18 protein-coding genes are annotated in these 24,356 nt (G+C 43.1%); 5 read left to right on the top strand and 13 right to left on the bottom strand.

The window, feature by feature from the left end:
- Positions 1-9 precede the first annotated feature (9 nt).
- The 5 genes from GQF63_RS04075 to GQF63_RS04095 are packed head-to-tail and all read right to left on the bottom strand — an operon-like array spanning position 10 to position 8,360.
- The gene (locus GQF63_RS04075; protein WP_160367829.1) at positions 10-1,581 is read right to left on the bottom strand and encodes a PKD-like family lipoprotein; all 1,572 of its coding nucleotides are present in this window, start codon (positions 1,579-1,581) and stop codon (positions 10-12) included.
- A 3-nt stretch (positions 1,582-1,584) separates the two neighbouring features.
- Positions 1,585-2,430: a DUF4843 domain-containing protein gene (locus tag GQF63_RS04080; RefSeq protein WP_160367830.1), complete on the bottom strand. Its 846-nt coding sequence runs from the start codon at positions 2,428-2,430 to the stop codon at positions 1,585-1,587.
- A 2-nt stretch (positions 2,431-2,432) separates the two neighbouring features.
- Positions 2,433-3,914 carry a RagB/SusD family nutrient uptake outer membrane protein gene (locus GQF63_RS04085; RefSeq protein ID WP_160367831.1) on the bottom strand — a complete coding sequence of 494 codons (1,482 nt, stop codon included), beginning with the start codon at positions 3,912-3,914 and terminating at the stop codon, positions 2,433-2,435.
- A 10-nt stretch (positions 3,915-3,924) separates the two neighbouring features.
- A complete protein-coding gene (locus tag GQF63_RS04090) occupies positions 3,925-7,200 on the bottom strand; it encodes a SusC/RagA family TonB-linked outer membrane protein (RefSeq protein WP_160367832.1) in 3,276 nt (1,091 codons plus the stop codon).
- A gap of 59 nt (positions 7,201-7,259) precedes the next feature.
- A complete protein-coding gene (locus GQF63_RS04095) occupies positions 7,260-8,360 on the bottom strand; it encodes a FecR family protein (protein WP_160367833.1) in 1,101 nt (366 codons plus the stop codon).
- Between the two features lie 74 nt (positions 8,361-8,434).
- Here GQF63_RS04095 and GQF63_RS04100 point away from each other — a divergent pair, with 74 nt between their 5' ends.
- Complete coding sequence (locus tag GQF63_RS04100) at positions 8,435-9,007, top strand: RNA polymerase sigma-70 factor (RefSeq protein WP_160367834.1); 573 nt, start codon at positions 8,435-8,437, stop codon at positions 9,005-9,007.
- A 92-nt stretch (positions 9,008-9,099) separates the two neighbouring features.
- Here the strand turns inward: GQF63_RS04100 and GQF63_RS04105 are convergent, their stop codons facing one another.
- Both GQF63_RS04105 and GQF63_RS04110 read right to left on the bottom strand, forming a co-directional pair.
- Positions 9,100-10,173: a DUF6807 domain-containing protein gene (locus tag GQF63_RS04105; protein ID WP_160367835.1), complete on the bottom strand. Its 1,074-nt coding sequence runs from the start codon at positions 10,171-10,173 to the stop codon at positions 9,100-9,102.
- Positions 10,174-10,189: 16 nt separating this feature from the next.
- Positions 10,190-11,533, bottom strand: a complete 1,344-nt coding sequence (locus tag GQF63_RS04110; protein ID WP_160367836.1) for a Gfo/Idh/MocA family protein — start codon at positions 11,531-11,533, stop codon at positions 10,190-10,192.
- Between the two features lie 305 nt (positions 11,534-11,838).
- Between GQF63_RS04110 and prpB the strand changes: the two genes are divergently transcribed.
- Genes prpB through GQF63_RS04125 form a run of 3 tightly spaced genes read left to right on the top strand, consistent with a single transcriptional unit; the run spans position 11,839 to position 15,362 of the window.
- Entirely contained in the window at positions 11,839-12,735 is an 897-nt protein-coding gene (gene prpB, locus GQF63_RS04115; protein ID WP_160367837.1) for a methylisocitrate lyase, read from the top strand.
- Entirely contained in the window at positions 12,719-13,873 is a 1,155-nt protein-coding gene (gene prpC, locus GQF63_RS04120) for a bifunctional 2-methylcitrate synthase/citrate synthase (RefSeq protein WP_160367838.1), read from the top strand. The genes prpB and prpC overlap by 17 nt, the downstream gene beginning before the upstream one ends.
- Before the next feature lie 34 nt (positions 13,874-13,907).
- Positions 13,908-15,362 (top strand): bifunctional 2-methylcitrate dehydratase/aconitate hydratase, encoded by a 1,455-nt coding sequence (locus GQF63_RS04125; protein ID WP_160367839.1) that lies wholly within the window; start codon positions 13,908-13,910, stop codon positions 15,360-15,362.
- Positions 15,363-15,742: 380 nt separating this feature from the next.
- Here GQF63_RS04125 and GQF63_RS04130 read toward each other — a convergent pair whose 3' ends face one another.
- The 3 genes from GQF63_RS04130 to GQF63_RS04140 form a co-directional block, all read right to left on the bottom strand.
- Positions 15,743-17,818 (bottom strand): 3-hydroxyacyl-CoA dehydrogenase NAD-binding domain-containing protein, encoded by a 2,076-nt coding sequence (locus GQF63_RS04130; protein ID WP_160367840.1) that lies wholly within the window; start codon positions 17,816-17,818, stop codon positions 15,743-15,745.
- 31 nt (positions 17,819-17,849) lie between these two features.
- Positions 17,850-19,016, bottom strand: a complete 1,167-nt coding sequence (locus tag GQF63_RS04135; RefSeq protein WP_246163278.1) for an acyl-CoA dehydrogenase family protein — start codon at positions 19,014-19,016, stop codon at positions 17,850-17,852.
- A gap of 250 nt (positions 19,017-19,266) precedes the next feature.
- A complete protein-coding gene (locus GQF63_RS04140; RefSeq protein WP_160367841.1) occupies positions 19,267-19,692 on the bottom strand; it encodes a hypothetical protein in 426 nt (141 codons plus the stop codon).
- Between the two features lie 749 nt (positions 19,693-20,441).
- Here GQF63_RS04140 and GQF63_RS04145 point away from each other — a divergent pair.
- Positions 20,442-21,185, top strand: coding sequence for a class I SAM-dependent methyltransferase (locus GQF63_RS04145; protein ID WP_160367842.1), 744 nt, complete (start codon positions 20,442-20,444; stop codon positions 21,183-21,185).
- Between the two features lie 132 nt (positions 21,186-21,317).
- On the opposite strand, the gene GQF63_RS04150 is transcribed toward GQF63_RS04145, so the two are convergent.
- The 3 genes from GQF63_RS04150 to GQF63_RS04160 all read right to left on the bottom strand — a co-directional run bounded on the left by GQF63_RS04150 (position 21,318) and on the right by GQF63_RS04160 (position 24,338).
- The gene (locus GQF63_RS04150; RefSeq protein ID WP_160367843.1) at positions 21,318-21,848 is read right to left on the bottom strand and encodes a GNAT family N-acetyltransferase; all 531 of its coding nucleotides are present in this window, start codon (positions 21,846-21,848) and stop codon (positions 21,318-21,320) included.
- Positions 21,849-22,005: 157 nt separating this feature from the next.
- A complete protein-coding gene (locus GQF63_RS04155) occupies positions 22,006-23,043 on the bottom strand; it encodes a ThuA domain-containing protein (RefSeq protein ID WP_212592462.1) in 1,038 nt (345 codons plus the stop codon).
- A 47-nt stretch (positions 23,044-23,090) separates the two neighbouring features.
- Positions 23,091-24,338, bottom strand: a complete 1,248-nt coding sequence (locus tag GQF63_RS04160; protein WP_160367845.1) for an MFS transporter — start codon at positions 24,336-24,338, stop codon at positions 23,091-23,093.
- Between the last annotated feature and the right edge of the window lie 18 nt (positions 24,339-24,356).

Raw genomic sequence — 24,356 nt, forward strand, 5'->3', positions numbered from 1 at the left:
GTTTTCATCTTAGTTAGGCGCATTTTTCCAACTCATATTTTTTACCTTCGATAAGCCTGTCCATTTCAGACTCTCATCTTCCTTCATTTCAATGGTGTTGGTATTATTCTGAAGAACCATTTTATGTAAAGTGCCTTTGGTGGTTTGGTTGTAGGTGGCTACATACAAATCCACATAACTACCGGTTTGAATATCGCTATGAATCATGGTAATTTCATCTCCAAAGTCTTTTACAAGAACAATTTTCTCACTACCAATCGCATAATCATACGCATACAAGCGCGAGCCTTGCACAAAATATAGCGCCGTACGGGTACTCGCAAAAGCAAAATAAGGGGACTTATTGATTTCTGCGGAATGGGTAGAACTAATGGTATAGAAGTTTCGCTTCTGTGGAATTGTATAAGCATAGAACTTATAAATAAACAAGCCTTTATTATCCTTATTCTCCATTAAGGCGAAGGAATTGCCTTGGGAACTTCCGCCATCCGTATTCCGTGTATTTTCCCCATATTTCAAGGTTCGGTTCACCTCAGCCTGATTCCATGGGAATGGATCGGTAATACGATCGCTTAATAAGTTAACATTCAACGCTGTAGCACTTGCATACACAAAACGTCCATTTTCTTTATCAAACACGGTATACTGCGACCATAGGCCCGGCGCATTAAAGATGAAAGGAAAGCACTCGAACGTAGGCGTGTTAATACCGGCAAGACGATTGGTTGGATTTCCATAATAATCACCACCGCTACTACCAAGGTCAGCATAAAACACATCACCTGTATTGGTTATGACTACCCTGTTTAAACTACTTACCGCATTTCCTGCAATCCTGTTGATCCTTGGCGCAATCTCCACAGGGAAAATTGCTGTAGGCAACTCGTAGGTCGCAAATAATAGGTTTTTAAAGATGTTCTGCGGTTGGGTTTGGAAAGTAACAGGATCGACATAATAGGCCGTTTCCTGACCAATAATCCATTGCCGTGCGTGGGTAGGTCGTGGCGGATACACCCCGGTGTGAATAATATCGCGTGCTCCCTTCATTTTTGGAACACCATTATCACGTGCTAAGCCTTTTAAGATGGTAGTATCAGAAGCGCCCATGGCAATCATCTCCACTTCCACATAGCCTTCATCATCTTCCCCAATCAGCATAAATCCTGTCGCCGATTCAATGGTAATGGATAGAAATGTTTTCCCAACCCAAGTGACTTCGGTTTCTTTATCCTTTACCTTCAAATAAAGCGTATAGCTTCCTGGCAAAGCATTTACCGGGTACACCAAATCCTTGCTGTTGCTGATAATAGTACCCTTTTTAGTAATGGTATTAAAGTCGGCATTCGATACCAATTTCCATTCGTAGGTATACCGATCGGCATCCCCATTATCCATGGTAAATTCCAGTTGGGGGTTAATTCTTAAGGTATCCGTCTTAAACAGCATATCATAACTACTGTTCAGCGATGATATGGTAATTTCGTTGATATCATGATATTCATAAGTTCCCAAGTCTTTACTGCAACCGAATATCGTGTAGAGCAGGGACACATAGATCCCCCATGTTATTGATTTTTTCATTGTCTATGGTTTATAAGGAACACCAATAGTTGAACTCCAAGAAACGCCCATGGCCCACATTAAACGGCCATCATCCTCCAATATCGGCGTCTTCTTATCAAACATATCCTGCAAATAGGCCTTCAATGTTTGATTAACAATTTGCCGACGGATGGAGTGCATGGTTGCTGTACTTTGGAAATCTTCGTACTCCAAGTCCAATAATTCGCAGATCAATAGGAATTTCTTCACGGAGAATTCACCGAATAAGCCTGCTTCCAATCCATTAATATTTGCGCCATACCATACAGTGGGTTTGGTGATAAAATCGGACGATTCGATCTGATGGAAAGTTGCATTAAAGGTTTGTTCTCGATCGGATGCAAAATAAGGATCCAACGGATACCAAGTAGGAATACCGATGCTAAGGTCTGAACTTGGCACCAGGTCTATTCCTAAGATTCGCTTTTCCGTCAGCAAGGCTTCAGAGCGCAGCATCTTAATGGGGATATCCGTAAAGAGCTGTCCGGCTTTGATTTGATATTCTGGAAGGAAAGCCTCAAAATCTTCCCCTTCTACGGCTGAAGTACTATCTTTATTCACTTTAATACCAAAGCTACGATCGTAAGATTTAACATTCCCTGTCACTCTTACCCGCAGTTTAACCGTATAGTCAGTACCCCCTACTTTAATAAATTCTACGGGAGTATAGTTTTGGAATCCCCATTCGGTGGAGTCCGAAAAGGTCGGCCCCCATTGGACGGCAAAGTATATTCCTTCCGAGCCTTCGTATTTCATCGTTTCCTTCTCACAGCTACTTAGTGTAAGGAAGAGCCAAAGTAGGCTACATGCATACATTAAATTTTTCATAACTAATTGCGTTGGCTAATTTCACTATCAGGCAATGGCATCACATAAAATGTTTTGTCCATTGGCATTTTATCAATTCCAGGGCGTATCGGGCTAGGGATAGAAGTCATCCGTAATCGCTTAAAGTAAAAGAAGGTTTGACCTTCCCCGATAAATTCTTTGAGGTACTCGTTTTGAATAAGCTCCTGCAATTCGGCTTCACCCGAGATGTTAATCTCAGGCAGTCCACGATGTACCTGCAATATATTGTAGTAATGTGTTGCTTCGGTTAAATCGGTAGCAGTTTCCATCATGATTAAATACATTTCACTGATACGCATTAAAGGAAACATATTTTTATAACCATTCGCAACGCCCGTATTATCGGTTACTTCTAAATACTTCGTAAAATAAAGCACTTCATTACTTGCGTTATTTACCCGTTGTGCCCAATGTAATTTCCGTCGATAATCATTCTCGTTTGGATATAATTGAGGAACCCGACCTTCACTTAATGAACCAACAAAGGTTAAGATAAACTGAGGCGTTAAACTGTAAGAAAACAAGCTGTTTTGGATATTAACACGACGGGTATTGTAGAGCGCAAATAAAACCTCTGTAGAAAACACACGATCTGGTAGATTTGCATTGTTAACCGCTTCTAAAGTAACAAAAGGAAATATCTCTTTACCTGCGGCTTGTCCTACATCGATTACCTCCTTCGCATATTTCTTCGCCTCTTCTTTATTTTCCATCCATAGGTTAACCCGAGCCAACAAGCCAGTTACAGCGAAATAATTGAAACGATACTGTCTGTAATTAAGCAAATTAGAAAGCGGATCCTCCACATTCAAGGTACCCTTAGTTAAGATCGGATCGCTATCTTTTAATAGCTCTTTGGCTTGCTTCAAATCCTCATTAATTTTCTGCAACACTTCCGAAGCAGTCAATAAAGGTTCGATACCACGATCCGGCTTCGTCATATAAGGCATCACTTTTACCGCTGCATCTTCGGCATAGGTCGAACCGAATAAACGTAGTAAATCGAAATGCAAGAAGGCGCGCATGGCTAAGCTTTCACCTTTATAAAGCTTGTAATAGGGATTACCCAGCATATCTTGCTTCTCATCAACACGGGCTATAATGGCATTCGTATTGGCAATTAAGGTATACATGCGGCTCCAGATGCTTTCAATCCTATCTTTAAAGTTTACATTGTTGAAGTCATAGCCCGTATAGTACGCATAGACGTGCTCGCGGTCGCCCAAAAGATAGTATTGTGCCATCACATCAACCAAACCGGAAGTAAGGTTAGTTCCGTAGGTTTCCGTATTATTCATTTCGGCGTAAATACCATTGATAGCGATATTAAATCCGTTGACAGAAGAAAAGACTTGATCTTCTAGAATGTTGTCTTGGGGTTTTACTTCCAGAAACTTATCGCAACTGGATAACATAAGAACCGGGCAAAGATAAAATAGACTGTATTTAATTAACTTTATCATAATCAATAGTTTAAAATCTTCCACTAATAGAGAATGAAACCGTTCTGGCGAAAGGATAATTAATACCGCGTTCGTTACGAACGGTAGAAATCCGGAAAATTTCATTCATATACATACGTGCTTGAAAAGACGAAAGACCAAGTTTCTTTGTCCAAGGGTCTATACTTTCATAGCCAAGCGATACAGACTCGCAGGAGAAGGTATTTTCATCGGCCATAAAACGAGACGATATCGGTGAGATTTCCGACAAGGAAATTGATTTAAAGAGTGATTCGTCCCCAGGTTTTTGCCAACGATCGTATAGGGCTCTCTTGTCCTGATTGGTCCGCAGTCCTACCGTGCTAATATTCTCCACTTTGGAGTACAGGGTATTCAGGAAAATCTGACCACCATAGCGATACCTAAAGTTTGCTGAAAAGCTGAAGCCCTTATAGGCGAACATGCTTCCCACCACCCCTTCTGCCAATGGCGTAGAGTTACCTAATACCTGCTCATCATTATAATCATGGACAAAGGTTTGTGTGCCATCTTTCTTTTCGAATACCTCACGACCTGTTGCCGGATCGATACCTAAAGATTTTACAGACCAAAGGTCGGTGGTGCTAGCACCATCGTAATAGCGTTCTAGGTTTCTACTTTTGTTTTCCTCATTAAGGTTATCCAAGGAATTACCGATATCAAAATAGGTGGAATTCATATTCCGCACATTAAAGTTGATATTCCATAGCATATCATCGCGACGGATAGCGCGGTAATTGATGGATCCTGTAAATCCTTTCGTCTTTTGGGCTCCCACATTTTGTGCAATTTGACTCGTTCCGGTGGAAGTCGGAATCTCTACATAAATCAACAGTGGATCCGTAGTTTTATAGAAGTAATCAAAATTGATATACAGGCGTCTATTCAGAATTTCTAAATCAAGACCATAATTCTGATCCAATGTTTTCTGCCATTTCAAATGCGGATTCCCCCAGTTACTAATCAACGCACTTAACCCGAAGGGATTAGGGTAGCCCAGATTATAAGCATACGTATTCATGGTCATGTAGGCGTCGAAGTTTTGGTTCCCTGGCGTACCGATGGAGCTTCTTAATTTAAATAAGCTAATGTCTTTCGCGAGAGGCTTCATAAAAGACTCCTGGTGGATATTCCAAGCTAAACCAAAGGCCCAAGTCGTCGTATATTTATTCTGTACTGCGAATAATGAAGAACCATCTTTACGGAAGTTTAAATCAAATAAATACCGGTTTCTATACGAGTAACCTGCATTACTGTAAAAACTTAAAGAGCGTTTATCATTAAAGGAATATGTAGGGCGAGATCCTGGCAAATAGCCCATAGCGAATTTGGGTGCCCAATATTCTTCGTCGCGATATCCTGAAACCGTAAAGGCTGAATTCTCTGAACTCGATAAATTAGCACGCATACCGATTACTGCATTTACGTTATGATAACGATTGCTTCCTAAGGCCTTTCCGTAAATACTGCTGACATCAAAGTCGAATTGTTTCGAGCTTCCGTTTCCTTCATTATAAGTACCTCTATTTTCTGAAGTGGTATTTTCAAATCTGCTGGCAAACGGCGAGTTAAACACGCGGCCTTTATTACTCCCTTTAGCAAAGGAAAGTCGACCCCGTAATCTCAACTCATTCAGTACGCGCCAGTCAGCATCAAAGTTATTCCGAAAGTCTGTATTCTGATTGTTATTGAAGCTTTTCAAGTAAAAGTCATACATCGGATTATACAGATTCGTTGAACTGGTTAACGTAGGAAAGGTTTCGACAATCTTCAGGATATTCCCAAACTCGTCGTACTTTCTGTAATAAGGATTCATACTGGAAAAGGCAGAGAAATTCACCAAATTATTATCCGATTTATTATAATCGATGGTAAAATTGTTCGAGAAAGAGAACCGTTTTAAACGGTAAATAATCCGCACATTACCACCAATCAATTGGCGGTTGGATCCTTTCATTACCCCTTGGTTATTTCCATAATTAAAGCCAACACCATACCGCACGGTTTGATCGCCACCTTCGGCAAATAAGTTGTGTCGAGACGAGATAGCTTTTCTTAGCGGTTCATTCATCCAATAAGAATTTACACCACGTTTAATATCCGCCAAACGGGTATTGTAATTCACCGCCTCCATTTCATCGATAATGTTTCCGTTTTCATCAATGGGACCATAAAATCCTGCCAGACGCTCGAAAGTTAACTTCTCCGAAGCATCCATCAGGTTATAATCTGTTAAATCGGCAAAGCCATAACTGCTGTTATTGGAATAGGATAATTGCAGCTGACCACTTTTCGGTTTTACGGTTTCCACAACCACAACCCCATTGGCGGCCTTAGAACCGTAAATAGCGGTGGCTGCGGCATCCTTTAATAGCGTAATGGATTCCACACGATCCATCGATAAATCGAAAATCACATTGATGCTCGATTCAAAGCCATCCAAGATAAATAAAGGTTGATTCGGATCAGTTGAAAACTGCTGTCTTAAACCAATAACACTTGTTTTACCACGAATATTCACATCGGGCATGACATTCGGATCTGATCCCGACAAATTGTTCTCTTGAATACTAAAGGAAGGGTCTAATGTCCGCAAAGCTTGCAACACATTGGTATTACTTATCATTTTCAATTCCTTACCCGAAAAGGTGGCCGAAGAACCTGTAAAGCTTTCTTTATCGCGGGTATAAATACCGGTGATAACCGATTCTTCCAAGCGATTCTCCTTCACTTTTAACACGACATTGTAGGTACTCCGACGATCAATGGTAAGCGTCATTTCCTGGTAATTCAAGTGTCGAATAATCAAGGAGCGACAATTAGCAGGAACAATTAAGTTTATGGCGCCATTTTTATCGGTTTGACCTACCGCATTCGCATTTTCATCAGCGAATATGGAAGCAGCAGCAATAGGCAATCCTTCTTCGGATTTCACCAGGAGTTGAATGGCACGCTGGTTTCTTTGTTGGTCATCGTCCTCCTTATAAAGGGCAATAGTTTTATTCTTTATGGAATAAGATACATTTTGATTTCTCAATAAAGTCTCCAATGCATCGGCTAAAGGAATATCCTTCATGTTTTCCTTAACAGGCGCATGCAAATCAACCGTATTGTCTAAATAAATGATATTATACCCCGTTTGCTTTTTAATCTGCTGCAAACAAGCATCTAAATTTGTTTCTTTATTGGTAATAATTACGCGTTGGGTGGTCCCTGCCACGGCACTTTGAAAGCAAAGGGCAAGGCACAGACTTAAGATGTGATTCATATCTGTCTTATTATTTAGGTTATTATTTGGATAGAACTACGTTTATGCTAAGTATAGTTTTACTTCACGATGATCCTCCTTTCTTTGATTTCAAACTGATTCCCTTTTACCAGACTTAAGGTCTCCAAGAGGTCATGGATATCCGAGAATTTTGAGATTTCCCCCATATAAGTAATGTCCGTATTCGGATTTTCAAACTCGATATCTACATCATACCATGCGGAAACCTCGCCCATAATCTCCTTAATATTCTTCCCGTCCAGTTCAAACAAACCGTCTTTCCAGGCATTTCCTTTTTCGATATTAAAGCTGGCCACCCGGTAATTGCCGTCCGGCGTAACATGGATTTCTTTCCCTGGCGTCATCGTCACTTCGAACTTCGGATTACTAACCCGAATCCTACCTTCGTATAAGGCTGTCCGCATCGATTCGTTATCTATATTTTTAACGTTGAATTTGGTACCCAATACACGGATACGATTGTCGCCGGCTTTTACAATAAATGGTTTATGATTTTTATCCTTTTCAATTTCAAAATACGCTTCACCATGCACCTCCACCAACCTTTCCCTCCCATCAAACTTCGACGGAAATAGCAAGCTGGCATTTGCATTCAGCGTTACACGGGATCCATCCACCAGCTTCACCGTGATATTAGCACCACGAGGAGCTTTTAGGTATTGGGTTGTTACCAAAGCATTGGGCATTTCCAGCACTTGAAAAACATTGCTATCGATTCGCTGAATCTTCACATTATTCAATGCGTATACAGAATCCAGATGCAGGCGATTAATTTCTATATCCTCTTTCCCCTCCTGCCGAAGGATCCCATTATACTCCCCCGGCTCAATATCTCCCTTTCCCCCATCAGCGTGAACCAGTAATTCTTCTACCTCATGTGGCTTTTCAGGTTGCAATAGCCAAAAACTAAAACCTAGAATAAGAACAGCGGCAGCAGCGGCAGCCCACATTGGAAATGCCGGGCGAAACACCCTTCTATGGATTTTTTGTTTCAACTGGCTAAGCTCTTCCTCGGTCCAAGTCTCCTCCGTTTTTATATGGACAGTTTTAAACCAGTCTTCAAAAATATGCGCTTCATTATCTGTTATTTTCTTATTAATGATTTTTTTAATAATTTTAATAACTTTCTTTGTACTCATTATAATTGGTTTTGTGCTATAGTAACCTAGAACAGCCACAACACATAGAAATATTTTGCCTTTTTTAGAAGACTGTGATTGAATACGATTTATCATTTGAAAAACAAACCTTAGAGGTATTAGAACACAACCCGAACCTCGCATTCACCTTGATCTACGACAAATACAGCAAGGACTTACTACACTTTGTCTTAAGCAAGGTGGGCGACAAGAAAGTTTCAGAAGATATCCTGCAAAATGTATTCAGCGACTTTTGGAGTAATAAGCATAAAATCAATAAATCAATCTATGGCTATTTAATCAATTCCTTAAAGTACCAGATATTCAACTACTTCAGATCCGAAAAGGTCAAAGCGAAATACTTAATACACCTGAGTGTGTATCTTGATGAGATCAATAAGATTACCCCGCATAAATACCTGGAGGCAAAGGAAGTGATGGAGCATATTGAAAAGCTGATGGAACAACTGCCCAAACAGTGCCGACGTATTTTTGTGATGAGCCGGTTTGAACATAAAAGCAACGAGGAAATTGCCTTGGAATTGAACATCTCGAAAAGGACGGTCGAGAATTATATTACGCAAGCTTTGGCGTTTATACGTAAGAAAAATATCAGCGCCTATATTGCTTTAACTTTTACGGTCTAGTGTCGAGGGATCAACACTTACAAAAGAAAACAGGTTGTAATATCACCAAAGAAATTTAGCCACACTTACAACCTGTAATTTATAAACTTGAATTAAAATCCGGCAAATTCCTCTGCCATCTTTTTCACGCCTTCATTATCCAAATGCGACCCAGCATGAATAACAACCCGATATTTAAAGGCGGTAGAATCACCTTTTTTCAATTTAAAGTCCAAGGTTTCTTTCCCTTTGCTAAACTCCGCTTGGCCTAAGGGATTAGCGGCAAATAAGCCATAGCCGCGCGCATGCCAATAGGCAGGATAGCCCGGATTTTGCGGATGATCCAAAATCAATAGCGAGATTTCTTCATCGCCTATGGTTCCATTTAAATTCACCCATTTCGCACGGGTTCCCCAAACGGCATCACCCTCCAAGCCTTCGCTACTGATATAATGCCCCGTTACTCCGGTATTATCAGCTTTTTCAACCGTTGTGGCAATCCCATTGGCATCGGTGAAGGTGGCAGGTTTATCCGAAGGATGTTCCAGCTCCCGCGCCAGGCGGATACCGATGAGGCCTTCCTTGTTATCTTTCATCGCCACATCGGTTAAGGCCGATAGCTTCACATCCAAGGTAATGCTGGTACTGCTATCCGGAAGCACCGTAAAAATATATCGTGTATCTTCTTTTAACAAACTATCTCCTTGTGGACCTAGCCAGTATTTGGTCACATCGAGCACGCCTTCATTCCCCTTGCTTGTCAGCGCATTCACCGAAGACTGATTGATGTGTCCATATTTCATTTTTTTCTCCTCCGCAATGGCGGTCGAATTATTCCAAAAATCCAAACCATTCACGTCGCCATAATTAAACCATAGGCCAATATGATGCGGATGGTCTGTTCTTTCGTTGGCTCTTGGATCAACCGGCCAGCCCCGCGTCACCAAATGCCCACCTTTAGTCTGCAAGGGATATAACACCGCCTTCTTTAAACTGTCGGCAAAACGATAAGAAGTATAGGGCTTCCCATCCAATAAAATATCGATGCGCTTATTGGGTAAGTCTTCCACAAAACTGAAGCGGGCATCCCCCGCAGCAGTATTGTCTTTTTGTTGCCCTTGCCCACAGGACGCTAGCGTTGCACATAAGACAAACAGACCAGCCCCTCGGCCAATTATTCTTTTCATATTCATAGTATACGGTTTAGGATATAATTACATCTTGTTTCTTATCATCAAAGCTGATCCGTTTCCCTGTTTCATAAGCCAAACGGCCCATAATATTGGCAACAGAATGGTTATAGCCAGCAATAACATCGGCATTCGGGGTCTTCCTATTCCGCACACATTCCATCCAATTCAACATATGCAAGGAAGTCATCGGATCGCCACCCGTATTTGCAGACGTTTCCATTCTCGTGGCATTGGGCAAAGTAAAAGGATCTAATAAATTAGCTTGCATCCCCATTTCCGCAGCTGCCTTCTGACTTAAGCCACCTAAGGAATTCACCTCGTTGGTATCCAGATTTAAGGAGCCTGAATTGGAAAAATACAGCTCTTTCACATCCCCCGCCGAATTGGTAAACCGGGAGGAATATAACACCTGGAAGCCTTTGCTTTTATCATTTTCAGGACCATAATCCATCACGGCAGTAAGGGTATCTGGATTTGTGCGGCCATCATTCCATTGGTAAATGCCACCATTGGCAACCACACTGCGCGGATGCGCTAAGCCTGTAAACCAATGCACGGTATCAATTTGATGGGCCATCCATTGCCCGAATATACCGGAAGAATACGGCCAAAACAGGCGATACTCCAAATAATAACGGGGGTTCCAGGCAACCTTTGGTCGGTTCATTAAAAAGCGAGCCCAGTCGGTATCTTGCTCACGGATCTCCTTGGTCAATTGCGGCAATCGCCAGCGCCCCGGTTGATTGACATTCCAAGTCATATCCACCATTTTGATATCCCCAAACTTGCCCGAGCGGATAAACTCGTTGGCAGCAATGTAGTTTGGTGCACTGCGACGTTGCGAACCTACCTGCAATATCTTCCCGGTTTCTTCCACGGCCTTACGTACAATCTTGGCGTCTTCCAATGTTTCTGCCAAGGGCTTTTCTACATACACATCCATGCCATGCCGAACAGCATCCGCCGCAATAAGGGCATGCTGAAAATCTGCCGTGCTTATAATAACGGCGTCAACATCCTTTCGAGGGAAAAGCTCGTCATTATTTCTGTATTTCGCGATTTCCATCCCGGCCTTCTGCTTCACGTAAGCATAGGCTTCATCGCGCCGCCGATTCCATAGATCAGACACGGCAACAAATTCAAAATTCTGTGCCTTGGCATGCTCCATAAAGCAAGGAAACAAGGAGCTTCGGAAACGGTTTGAGAAACCGACAATGCCAACACGGACCCGATCGTTGGACCCTACAATCCGGGCATAGCTCTTGGCGCTAAAACCCATAGCCGATAAGCCTACCAGACCTACCGAAGCCTTCTTAATGAAATCTCGACGAGAATGCTGTGGATTATTTTCCATATGATTTGTTTTAGGTTTATGATGGTTATAAATGATAGGTTAATCCTATCAATTAAGTTAAGCATATATCACAAGCTAATCACCTACAAATCAACGCAATCGATGCCGTAACAAAATAATAGACAGAACAATTATTTAATCCCATAAGCAAATACCACCCCCCGTCCATCTGTTAAGGATTACTTCCCCCATTCTACCAACATTATCAACTAATTTCCTTATCTTTAGCAGAAGGCCAATCGCTTCAGAATCATAACATACGGCCTCAATAACGCATTTTATAAACTTATAAAGCCTATTACAAGATGATAAAATCTGCAGGAAAACGCTTGCGCGATGCCATGGAGGAAGAACAGCCCTTACAAATCGTCGGCGCGATCAATGCGAACCATGCCCTACTTGCCGAGCAGTCCGGATTTAAAGCCATTTACCTCTCTGGGGGCGGCGTTGCTGCAGGCTCTTTGGGCATCCCTGATTTAGGAATTACCAACCTCCAAGATGTCCTCATTGATGTTGAACGCATCAGCAATGTATGTTCCCTACCCTTATTAGTCGATATAGACACTGGATTCGGCCCTTCGGCCTTCAATATTGCCCGCACCATTCGCGCGCTAGAGAAAGCCGGAGCCGCAGGTATCCATATTGAAGATCAGGTAGGCGCCAAACGCTGTGGACATCGCCCCGGAAAAGAACTGGTTTCCAAACAAGAAATGGTCGATCGGATTAAAGCGGCGGTAGACGCCCGCAACGACCCCTATTTTGTATTGGGCGCACGCACAGACGCCTTGGCATCGGAAGGCCTAGACAAGGCCATAGAACGCGCCATTGCTTACCAAGAAGCCGGTGCCGATTTTATTTTCGCCGAAGCCATTGGCAGCTTAGCCGATTATGGCAAATTCGCTGAAGCCACCAGACTCCCCATTTTAGCCAACATTACGGAATTTGGACAAACACCATTATACACGGTAGATCAGCTTCGGGAGGCGCAAGTATCCATCGTTCTCTATCCGCTGTCTGCTTTCCGGGCCGCCAACAAAGCCGCCCTGAATGTCTATCAGCATATCCGAACAGATGGCAGCCAACAGGCCGTAATCGACAGCATGCAAACCCGCGAAGAACTCTACCAGAGCATTGATTACTATGCTTATGAAAACCGACTTGATCAATTATTTAAAAACGAACAAGATGAAGGAAGCAACTGAAAATGGATTTAAACCTAAAAAAAGTGTAGCCCTATCGGGGGTACCTGCCGGAAATACAGCCTTATGTACGGTTGGACGCAGTGGAAATGACCTGCATTATCGTGGCTATGATATCCTCGACCTGGCCGAACAAGCCAGTTTTGAAGAAGTAGCCTACCTGCTGATACACGAAAAACTGCCCAGCCAAAAGGAACTGGATGCCTATAAGCATAAGTTAAAAAAACTACGCTCCATTCCGCATGCCGCGAAAGAAATCTTAAAGCTAATCCCGAAAACGGCACATCCCATGGATGTCCTGCGCACCTACGTTTCCGTATTGGGAACCCTAGAGCCGGAACCATTAGCCCATAAAACCGAAAAAGCACGCGACATCATCGACAGGTTGATGGCCAGCATGCCTTCCGCCTTATTATTCTGGTATCATTTCTCCCATAATCACAAGGAAATTACCGTTGAAACCAATGACGATAGCATTGCGGCCCATTTCCTTCATCTGCTACACAGCGAAAAGGCCCCGGCATCCTGGATCAAAGCCATGAACATCTCCTTGAACCTCTACGCCGAACATGAATTCAATGCCTCCACATTTACCGCAAGAGTAATCGCCGGAACCGGATCTGATCTCTATTCCAGCATTTCAGGAGCAATTGGTGCCCTCCGCGGGCCGAAGCACGGTGGAGCCAACGAAGTAGCCTTTGAAATTCAAGAACGCTATGCCGACGCGGATGCCGCTGAAGCCGATATCCGACAAAGACTAGCCAATAAAGAAGTAATTATAGGCTTTGGCCATCCGGTATATACCATTGCCGACCCACGCAATCAGGTCATTAAAAAAGTGGCGCAGGAACTTTCCAAAGAGCAAGAGCAGCTCCTGTTATTTGATATCGCCGAACGCTTGGAAACCCTCTTATGGGAGGAGAAGAAGATGTTCCCGAATCTGGATTGGTTCTCAGCAGTGGCTTACCACCGCATGGGCATTCCAACCGATATGTTCACCCCACTCTTTGTCATGTCGCGCATCGCCGGATGGGGAGCCCACGTTATTGAGCAGCGCCAAGATGGTAAGATTATCCGGCCAAGTGCCAATTATACCGGCCCGGAAAACCAAACCTTTGTACCCATTTCGAAAAGAAAATAACATAAGCAATTAACGAATCGTATTTTAAAATTATATGTCATCTTTTATTTCAAACAACAGACCTCAACCCGACCAAGTATTAGTAGATATCGCAGACTACGTATTGAATTACAGCATCAACAGTGAACTCGCCCTGAAAACGGCGCACTATTGCTTCTTGGACACCATCGGTTGCGGATTTGAAGCCCTAACCTATCCGGCTTGTTGCAAATTATTAGGGCCCATTGTTCCCGGCACTATCGTTCCGAACGGCGCAAAGGTACCAGGCACATCCTTCCAACTCGATCCTATCCAAGCTGCATTTAATATTGGTGCCATGGTGCGTTGGTTAGATTTTAACGACACCTGGTTGGCCGCAGAATGGGGACACCCGTCCGATAATTTGGGCGGTATTTTAGCCGTTGCCGACTGGATCAGCAGAAATCAGATTGCCGCCGGCAAAGAGGCCTTAACCATGGATAAGGTTTTAGAAGCAATGGTGATGGCGCATGAAATACAAGGTGTTTTAGCCTTGGAGAACTCCTTTAATAAAGTAGGTCTCGACCATGTAATCCTTGTGAAAGTAGCCTCCACAGCCGTAGTGGGTAAATTAATAGGCCTAAGCCGCGACGAATTGATCAATGCCATTTCCCTGGCTTTTGTCGATGGCCAATCGCTACGTACCTACCGCCATGCACCAAATACAGGCAGCCGAAAATCATGGGCCGCCGGCGATGCTACATCCCGCGCGGTACGCTTAGCTTTAATTGCCCAAAAGGGTGAAATGGGCTACCCTTCCGTCCTAACCGCACCAGTATGGGGCTTTTACGACGTTTCCTTTAAAGGTAAAGCCTTTACCTTCCAACGTCCTTACGGTTCCTATGTGATGGAGAATGTGCTGTTCAAGATTTCATTCCCGGCAGAATTCCACTCGCAAACTGCTGTAGAAGCTGCCATGACCATTCATCAGCAATTGAAGGATATGGGCAAAACAGCTGCAGATATTGAAAGCATTCAAATCAGAACCCATGAAGCAGCCATCCGTATCATCGATAAAAAAGGACCGCTGCATAACCCTGCAGACCGCGATCACGCCATCCAATATATGGTAGCCGTGCCGTTAATCTACGGTCGCCTGACGGCCGCCGATTACGAAGATAATGTCGCCGCCGATCCGCGCATCGACGCCCTACGTGAAAGAATAACCTGCGTAGAAGACCCGCAATTCACCAAAGACTACCATGATCCGGAAAAACGATCCATCGCCAACGCCCTCACTGTAACCCTACAAGACGGAACTGTATTGCAAGAAGTAGTTGTAGAATACCCGATCGGCCATAAACGCCGCCGCGAAGAAGGTATCCCAAAACTAATTGAAAAGTATAAGATCAATCTTGCGAGGGTATTCGCTGAAAAACAGCAGAAAACAATTCTGGAAGATACATTAGAGTATAAGAGATTTAATAAGCTGAAGGTAAATGAGCTGGTTGATATGATGAGTTGGGGATAGATGTGAGAGTGTAGCAAGTGTTGTTAAAGTGTTGCCATCAATTTGTCATGGTGAGCGGAGTCGAACCACGAACGACTGGTACGTCAATGCAATCAACAATGCTTAACAGATTTATTACCAATGATACACTATGTAACACATTGTTAATAAACGTATTAAACATGCCGCCATGTATTGACGTACCAGTCGTTCGACTCCGCTCACGATGACAGCTCACCATGACAATGCGTTGACAATACTAACTACTAACTACTGATCTCCCCCCTTCTTCTCCCCTTTCTCACCCCTTTCTCACCCGTATCAATCCCCTTTGCAAAGGGCTGAACAACGTCTGAAAAAAGGGAGTAAATACACTCAAAAAAGCTACAGTCTAAAAACCTTTACAGCGAATTCCAATTTCCATGTAAACCCGTATAAAACTTAAAGTCTTGCTTGGCCAGTTGTTTTAGAGATTTTGGGATTTCCCATTGCTCGCCGTAGGAAGCAAAGGATTTGCAGTCTTTGGTAAATTGGTTAATGCCGATGTGATCGATATGGCCAAATACACCGCCATGCAGCGCAGGGTAGCCAAGTCCGAATACGGCACCTAAATCGCCATCGATGGGTTGTTTTAAAATACCGTCTGCTAAACAGCGGTAGCTATCTAAGGCAACCACATGCAACAACCTATTTTTGAGGATATCGGTTGTTGGGATATTTTTACTAAGTTTAATTTTCGGATCCTGCCAGTACAACTTCTTACCACCATCTGCCGGATAATCGTAGAATCCTTGTCCGGACTTTCTGCCGGAGCGACCTTGGGCAATCAGCTTTTCAAGGTATTTTAAGGCACGTTTCTGCGAAGCATGTAAGCTTGGCAATTGTTTGTATACATGCAGCATTAAATCCAAGGTTATTTCATCAAGCACGGCTAGTGGACCTACGGCGAAGCCGCCAAGGCGGGCCGCATCTTCCACCTGCTCCAAAGGGATGCCCTCCAGAATCATGCTGATGCCTTCCAGTAAATAATTGAAAAATATGCGGGAAGTAAAAAAAGCAGGGCCATCTTGAACCACAATAGGTGTCTTTCCTAAACGGCTAACAAAGGACAGGGCTTTATCTACAGTTTCCTGACTTGTTTCCTTTCCTTGGATAATCTCTACCAAAGGCATGCGGTCTACAGGCGAGAAAAAGTGGATACCAATAAATTGTTTAGGATCCATAGCGCCTTTGGCTAAATCAGTAATCGGCAAGGAGGTGGTGTTAGAAGCAAAGATTCCCTTATCGGTTAAAAAGCCCATACTATCCGCGATGACCTGATGTTTCAATGTTTTATCCTCAAATACAGCTTCTATTATTAAGTCTACACCATCAAAATCAGCATAATTTTCGGTCGGCATTATTCGTTTTAATAAGTCTGCCTGTTGCGCTTCCTCCATTTTCCCAAGGCTGATCAGCTTGCTGCATAACTTCTCTGCATGCGCCTTTCCTTTTTCAGCAGCCGCTGTATTCACATCTTTTAAAAACACCTGCAATCCCGCCTTAGCGGCTTCAAAGGCGATACCTGCACCCATCATACCTGCGCCAATAACGGCTATTTTTTGCATAGCAGGCGCCTTCACCTGCTTAGCGTTTTGTATAGCTTCTTGCACCGCATAATATTGCAAGCGGAGCATGGCTAAGGGTTCCTCTTTTTGCCATACGGTACGATAAGCTTCCGCTTCAATTTCATAGGCAAATGTTAAGCTTTCATTTTGCACATCCTGGAATATCTGTACCACAGCGAGGTTACCTGGAAGCTGCCGATTGACTAGGCTCAGCAAATTCGCATGATAGCCTGATGCCAATCCATTGCCATTGCCTTCCAGCGAACGCTGTGGCAAGGAACAGGTGCTAATCCAAGCTTTGGCCAAATCGATGGCATCCTTATCTTCCGTGAATAAGGCATCGATTAAGCCTATTTTCTTTGCCTCTTGTGGGCTATATAATTTTCCGGACGTTAATACTGGCAATGCCTGTTCACTTCCCATACGCATCATCAGGTTGATACTTGCCCCTAAACCCGGGAACAAGCCAAACTTGGATTCCGGGAAACCCAGTTTCAATGCTGCATCCTTTAGCAGAATATAATCGGCCAAGGAAGCTAAGGAAAGCGCCCAGGAGCTACAATCGGCATGAATAATGGCCACAATGGGTTTTCCGCAACAACGGATTCGGGCAATGCGTCGTCCTATAGAATCCAAACGATCTTGGAAAACTTGCCAGGCGGCCACCTGTTCCGATACCGACCGGTAGTCAGGGCCTTTTGCAGGGCATAGAAATTCGATCACTAGCCCTTTACACTGCTCTTCGGCCAAGCAGTCTATAGCCATTGGCAAGAGTGCATCGAAGCTATCTAAATCGATAAGGGTTGATTTCTCCGAAACCTTGCCCAGTTTATAATGGCAAATCGATCTATCGATTTTTTGCCGGTTCATTTCGCTCTTCATATACCTAATACAACAGCTATTACTTACCTGCGTATTGAACTTCATCAATACACATCTTTGCTAAAATCTCCTTCATGATTTCTGAAGTACCTCCAATAATAGTTCCAACCCGCACATCCCGGTATAATCTAGCGATTTTATAATCTTCCGTAAAGCCATAGCCACCAAAGAATTGCAAGCATTCATGCACCACTTTTATCGCTAATTCACTGGCCTGCAATTTGGCGATGGAGCATTCTTTTACGGCATAAACGCCTTGCTCTTGAAGCTGGCAGCAATGGTATATATAGGCTTTATTCACTTCGATATCTGCCATCATTTGTACCATTTGATGGCGTATAACCTGAAAATCCTTCAACTGCCTTTTAAAAGCCTCGCGTTGCCGAATATAATCCAAGGTATATTCAATGGCTGATTCCGCCGTGGCTAAACTATGAATGGCTGCCGTAAGACGCTCCAATTGCAAACCCGCCATTAAATACTTAAAGCCCTCACCTTCCACACCGATTAAATGACTTACCGGTACTTCGACCTGATTAAAACCAAGCTCGGCCGTATCGGAAGCATGCCAGCCCATTTTGTCTATTTTTGTGGCCGTTACGCCGGCAGCATGCCGATCAATCAAAAGTAGACTGATTCCATTTTTTCCGGCGTTCGGGTCGGTCTTTACCGCAGTAATGAAGAAATCGCCGTAATAGCCATTGGTAATAAATGTTTTGGCGCCATTCACGATATAATGATCGCCGGAGCGCACCGCCGTTGTCTGTATGTTTTGCACATCCGAGCCTGCCCCAGGCTCGGTAATCGCCACAGCACTCACCATATCACCCGCAATAACAGGCTTCAAATACTGCTCTTTCAATTCATCAGAACCATACTTTAATAAATAAGGCGCCGACATAAATTGAATAACCAAGGCGGAGATAGTAAATCCTCCCGAGAAACAATAGGATAATTCTTCGCAGAAAATGAGGGAATAAAAGAAATCTAAACCCAAACCATTCCACTGTTCCGGAACATTTAAGCCCATAAATCCCATATCGCCCATTTTCTTCCAAATTTGGCGGTCAATGGCACCTTCTTTTTCCCATTGATCAATATGTGGTATAATTTCTTTTTGAATAAAAGCACGTAGGCTCTCCCGAAAAATTTGATGCTCCGGGGTAAACGGCGTAGCAAACATCATGTTTATATTGGTTTTATAACGTCTAGAGCAAGGATTGTAGCTTCTTGCTCGATTGCTACTAATTTAGCCCTTTTTCCTGAATAAAAGGGAAGACCAAAACTTTAAATTATGTTAATATGATAAATTACAGACGTAAACAAACACCATAAAAACGATATTATTAATAAATCAATATATTCATTAGTGTTTTTGTAAAAAAAATCCTTCCGAATGGAAGGATTTCATAGTTTGCTGAATCCGAATTAATAAATTAAGAAAAATAGGTTTCTTTCACTTCCTTGAATTTTACATCGAATACCTCTTCCGGGCAGTTAACCAATTGGCGAATGCCATTAATTTGGTAGTAGCTGCGTTCATCCAAGATATTTAAAAATAAAAAGAGCTCTTTCAAGATTAGACGTTCGCGATCGTCGGAGCGACTGGAGAGGATTTCTAACACGGCGAGTTTAATTTCGTTTAAACTGAGGTTGTAATGGTTTAAACCGCCACCTAAGCTCCAGAAAGCTTGATCGATGATGTCTTTATACTGAATCTGATCAAAAAGAGCTAATAATGCCTGTTGTCGATCACTGGAAAAGTGCTCGATATTGAAATATCCGGAACAACAGTGGGTCAACAGTTCATTGATCTTACCGTTTAAATGCTCATCCATGAGGGATGGGTTTGAATTTTCCATATATATAGTTTGATTTTATGATGTGTATGAATACAATACATGCAACATGCCCCCCTGCAACAATATGCGAACAGAGAACAGCTATTAAATGCAATAAAAATTGAACAATTATAGATAGTGCGTAACGAAATGAACATGGGAATGTCCGGACTTTACACTGTATTTGAGAAAATTTAAAATCATGATATACATGCGACCCTTGGTTAAAAACCGTCACAAATATAATACAATCTCCTGTAATTTTTAGTTAAAATTTGTATAATTATTTAAACCTTAATCATTTATTGCTATAAACCTAGCAACATTAACCTAAAAAAATTGCCATCTATACGCTATAGATGGCAAAATACTTGTTTTCCCAGGTAGTTTAAATAGGGTTGCAATACGGGTTGCTTAACAAGTTTCAATCCAAGTTTTGTAAAACCCTCAGTTTTTGCCTTTGCTAAATCGAATATTGCTTTTCTTGTAGCCCTAACACTACGGGGGCTGTGGCTATAGCCCTAGAATGGCTTTTTTAAAATAGGCATAAAACCAGCTTTCCAAGCAAGATGTTGTCGCTAAGCAAAGAATAGTGATGACCTATAGCTATTGCGAACCGGAGAAATTTGGAACAGTCCGTCTAGCCTTACAAATTGTTAAAGCAAAGTAATTCTTTGGCTATCAAGCCTATTCCGAAAAAACTTTTAGCTTGAACTGCTATATTATTTTGTAACTTTAATAGGAATAATTGAGGTTAAATAATAAATGATATGGCGGCTTTTAACGATAATTTCTCTAAACAAGCTTCGATTTACGCGCAATACAGACCCTCCTATCCGCACGAATTATTTGATTATTTACAAAGCCTATGTCCTGAGCACGAAATGGCATGGGATTGTGGAACCGGGAATGGGCAATCTGCCGTTCATCTAGCTGAATTCTTTAAAAAAGTATATGCCTCCGACCCGTCTGAGGCACAAATTGAAAATGCTTTTCCACACGACCAAGTGGTTTACCGCGTAGAAAAGGCGGAGGAACCATCATTGACCAATCAATCTGTCGACTTAATTACTGTAGCACAGGCCATACACTGGTTTGAATTCGATCAATTTTACGAATCGGCAAAACGCGTATTGAAGAAGAATGGCATTATTGCCGTTTGGGCCTATGGGATCCCGAGCGTCAACCCAGAAATCGATAGCATCACCAAGCATTTTCACGATGCTGTTGTGGGGCCCTTCTGGCAAGACCAGAACAGACTCATCACCCAAGGATATGCCAGCATCCCTTTTCCTTTTCGCGAGATCGAACCGCCTTTGTTTTATATCCGGAAGCGATTAAGCCTGAGCGATTTCTTAGGGCACCTACGGTCCTGGTCGGCCACACAGCGCTTTATTGATCAAGAGCTGACGAATCCGATCGAGGAACTACAGCTACAAATAGCGCCCTTTTGGGGTAATCCGAATGAGATTAAAAACGTGAGCTGGGAGCTTGCACTGCGGGTTGGAAAATAAGAAAAAATCATCCATCCGCTTTTTTACCGATGGAACAAAACTATTTGACTACGAAGCTGTTTAATAGCCGTGGGCAAGTGACAGTGTAGTGTTTCCATAAAATTTTGAAGCAACTCGGTGGGGTTGCTTCTTTTATTTGGTCAACAATTTTTCGAATGCTTTTCGGGCGGAGCCCCGGAAGTACACTTCTCCACAATAGGTATAGCCTAACTTCTCTAAAATGCGTAGCATAGCGGCATTATCAAAATTGGTATCCACTTTAATGCTCTGAAATCCTGCTGCCAACACGATAGGTTCTATGGCTTGCATCAACCAGCTGGCCAAGCCTTTGATATGGGGTTGCTGCCGAACTGCAACCCGATGCACTACGGCAAAGGGCAGCGTACTTAACCATTGCCCTTCCAAAGCTTCATAGGCTGGCTCTCCCGTAAAAATTAAGGCCAAATAAGCAATCAGCTTACCCCTGCCATCCAGGCAAACATAGCCATGCCCTGCCTGTATATCTGCTTCAATACTGTTTGGGTTTGGATAGCCATCTTGCCATTGGCTGCTTCCTTCTTCGCGACGCTTGGCAATGGCTTGTTCAAAGATCGGCCAAATATGAGGTAAGTCCTTCGCTTCTGCTTTGCGTAAAGAAAAATTAGTGAAATCTTGTTTGTCCATAGGGTTTCAAATACTCAATATAATGGCTCAATAAACAAATAAAATCTCATAATTCTAAACTTGGCGGCATAAAAAATCCCCGATTCACATCGGGGATTAATCTTGTAGCATGTTCCCATACTACGGAACCAATTGAATTAATAAAAACAATTCTTTTTTATTGAAAATCTTCTGGATACTTTCCTTTATCGTAGGTGCCGAATCCAAACATCTTCGGAGTATAATTTCCAACAGGACTCACATCTAAGTCTGCACTAATGGAATTCTCCAATCCTACAGCCCATAAGCTGGCATTGAGAATTAAGCGACGCAAATCGGCAGATTGCAAATCCACGGAGGAGCCCATGGTGCTGGTAAAAACTTTACCTTTGCGCCCTTCCGGAAGCTGGTATTCCCGTGTCCAGGCAATAGGCATCAAGGTCTTTTGCCAATTCACCGGACTGCTAGCCGTCATTCCGGAGGTCGGCTGTCCGAAGACAAGGATATTCGCATCGTTCAAGGTATTCTTGATGCCATACACATCCGAAGGTACCCAGATATCTTTGACACCCCGTAAAATTGGGTTGTCTACATTCACCTGCAAGCCATTGATAAAGGCACGCGTGCCTTCCTTGCCATGGTCGCCATGGTGGTTTATCCAGGTTTCGCCAAGCACCAAGCCTCCAAAACCGCCTTTCCAGGGGCCTTCCTTTTCATTAAAGGAATAATGCTTATAGGCGCTTTTTACATCTTTGCCATAATTGAATGCATGTGTTGCTGTACGCAAGCCTATAACCGGCTTGCCGGCCTTTAAATAGCGATCGATATAGCTCATCTGCTCATCGGGCAAGGCGCGAAAGCGCGTCGCGATAATCATCAGATCAGCACTATTCAGCAGCGCTAAACCCGGAATATTAGTCTGATACTCTGGATTGACCTGTTTGGTCTTCGGATCGATAGCGAATAACACATAGGTTTCGAAACCATGCTTCGCTAAGAGCTTCGCCATCATCGGCATGCTTTCTTCCGAGCGATATTCTTCATCACCGGATATCAACAGCACCTTTTTACCATTGCTCGTTCCGGCTTGCGGTTTAAATTGCAACCATGGCTTATGCTGTGCACAGGCACTATGCAATTGCAACAAGATAAATAACAGCAGGCTGAAGCTGTACTTCAACATTCGGAACTTGGAAAAATAGGGTGTTTTAAGCATACTAAACATATTTTTTATTTCTATAGGTTTCTTTTTGAAGGCAGGGCTTACAAGGTATCTACTGCAGGATTAGCCTCTTCTGTGTGTTCCTTATGCACTTTTTTCTGCCAGAAATGGAAGAATAAAAACAGGACAATCAGAATGCCAGGAAAGATGGCAAGTTTAGCCAGGGTTGTTTGTCCAACAGCAAGATCTACATTCGCCACGGTATCGCCAGCCTGCATTACGGCTTCTTTTGATTTATCAATCCAACGACCTATGATTGGTTGGAAGATGGACGTAGAGAACATGCCTACACCACCAATAACCGACATGCCTAAGGCGCCACTGAGTGGCACACGCTGTGCCGTACTGGCAATCATGGTTGGCCAGAAGTAACATACCCCTACGGCAAATAGAATCGCCGCTAAATACACCATACTTCCGGTAACCACAGAAAACAAGTAGACGCCAATAGTTGCGAAAATCGCCGAGAATAACAAGACTCCCGTTTGTCCTAATACTTTCACCACAGGGCCTGCAAAGAAGCGTCCTACGGCCATAACACCGGTTACCAAGGCTAATACCAACATCGGGCTAGCGCCACTGTTGGCCATGATAATGCCTACCCATTGTTGCGGGCCAAATTCGGAAATAGCCGTCAAGGCCATGCAGCAGAATAAGAAGATAAAGGTTGGCGAGAACATGGCTTTCACGTTGTTCGACAAGGATGCAGCTTGTTCTTCCTTAGGCTCAGGGAAGGCTTTGCCAAAGAATAATATCGCATAGAGAATGGTAGGAATCATGATGACCCACATCTGCGTCTGCCAGGACGCACCGAAGTCTGTCATAAACTTGGAGATCAAACTCCCCATCACAATACCTCCGGGGAACCACATGTGAAAGCGGTTCAGCATTTTATCCATCTTTTTGCCAGCATATAAATCGGCAATCAGCGGATTACAAGCCGCTTCGGTACAGCCATTACCAAAACCAATAAACAAGGTCGAGATCAGTAAGGAACTATAGCCCGAAGCAAAAATCGTTAAGAGAATACCAAGGGTATGCGACACAAATGCAATCCGCATAATAGTGGCCGGCCCTACCTTATAGTAAAAGATTCCCCCCAGTATCATGGAGATGGGAAAACCTAAAAACCACATGGAATTAATAAATCCTAATTGCTCGGCATTGAGGCCGAAATTCTCGCCTAGCTGGGGTAATATCCCGGCGCGTATGGAAAAAGTTAATCCTGTTGTAATCAGGGCTAAGCAACTTCCCAAAAACAAGGCGCTACTGTTGACTTGTCTACTCATAGTTTTGGTTTATATTAG

It is taken from the genome of Sphingobacterium humi (assembly GCF_009768885.1).
In the GTDB taxonomy this organism is placed as follows: Bacteria; Bacteroidota; Bacteroidia; order Sphingobacteriales; family Sphingobacteriaceae; genus Sphingobacterium; species Sphingobacterium humi.

Excerpts from the sequence above, each read along its gene's own strand:
- GQF63_RS04075 (WP_160367829.1), bottom strand. The coding sequence starts at position 1,581 with ATGAAAAAATCAATAACATGGGGGATCTATGTGTCCCTGCTCTACACG.
- GQF63_RS04080 (WP_160367830.1), bottom strand. The coding sequence starts at position 2,430 with ATGAAAAATTTAATGTATGCATGTAGCCTACTTTGGCTCTTCCTTACA.
- GQF63_RS04085 (WP_160367831.1), bottom strand. The coding sequence starts at position 3,914 with ATGATAAAGTTAATTAAATACAGTCTATTTTATCTTTGCCCGGTTCTT.
- GQF63_RS04090 (WP_160367832.1), bottom strand. The coding sequence starts at position 7,200 with ATGAATCACATCTTAAGTCTGTGCCTTGCCCTTTGCTTTCAAAGTGCC.
- GQF63_RS04095 (WP_160367833.1), bottom strand. The coding sequence starts at position 8,360 with ATGAGTACAAAGAAAGTTATTAAAATTATTAAAAAAATCATTAATAAG.
- GQF63_RS04105 (WP_160367835.1), bottom strand. The coding sequence starts at position 10,173 with ATGAAAAGAATAATTGGCCGAGGGGCTGGTCTGTTTGTCTTATGTGCA.
- GQF63_RS04110 (WP_160367836.1), bottom strand. The coding sequence starts at position 11,533 with ATGGAAAATAATCCACAGCATTCTCGTCGAGATTTCATTAAGAAGGCT.
- prpB (WP_160367837.1), top strand. The coding sequence starts at position 11,839 with ATGATAAAATCTGCAGGAAAACGCTTGCGCGATGCCATGGAGGAAGAA.
- prpC (WP_160367838.1), top strand. The coding sequence starts at position 12,719 with ATGAAGGAAGCAACTGAAAATGGATTTAAACCTAAAAAAAGTGTAGCC.
- GQF63_RS04125 (WP_160367839.1), top strand. The coding sequence starts at position 13,908 with ATGTCATCTTTTATTTCAAACAACAGACCTCAACCCGACCAAGTATTA.
- GQF63_RS04130 (WP_160367840.1), bottom strand. The coding sequence starts at position 17,818 with ATGAACCGGCAAAAAATCGATAGATCGATTTGCCATTATAAACTGGGC.
- GQF63_RS04135 (WP_246163278.1), bottom strand. The coding sequence starts at position 19,016 with ATGATGTTTGCTACGCCGTTTACCCCGGAGCATCAAATTTTTCGGGAG.
- GQF63_RS04140 (WP_160367841.1), bottom strand. The coding sequence starts at position 19,692 with ATGGAAAATTCAAACCCATCCCTCATGGATGAGCATTTAAACGGTAAG.
- GQF63_RS04145 (WP_160367842.1), top strand. The coding sequence starts at position 20,442 with ATGGCGGCTTTTAACGATAATTTCTCTAAACAAGCTTCGATTTACGCG.
- GQF63_RS04150 (WP_160367843.1), bottom strand. The coding sequence starts at position 21,848 with ATGGACAAACAAGATTTCACTAATTTTTCTTTACGCAAAGCAGAAGCG.
- GQF63_RS04155 (WP_212592462.1), bottom strand. The coding sequence starts at position 23,043 with ATGCTTAAAACACCCTATTTTTCCAAGTTCCGAATGTTGAAGTACAGC.
- GQF63_RS04160 (WP_160367845.1), bottom strand. The coding sequence starts at position 24,338 with ATGAGTAGACAAGTCAACAGTAGCGCCTTGTTTTTGGGAAGTTGCTTA.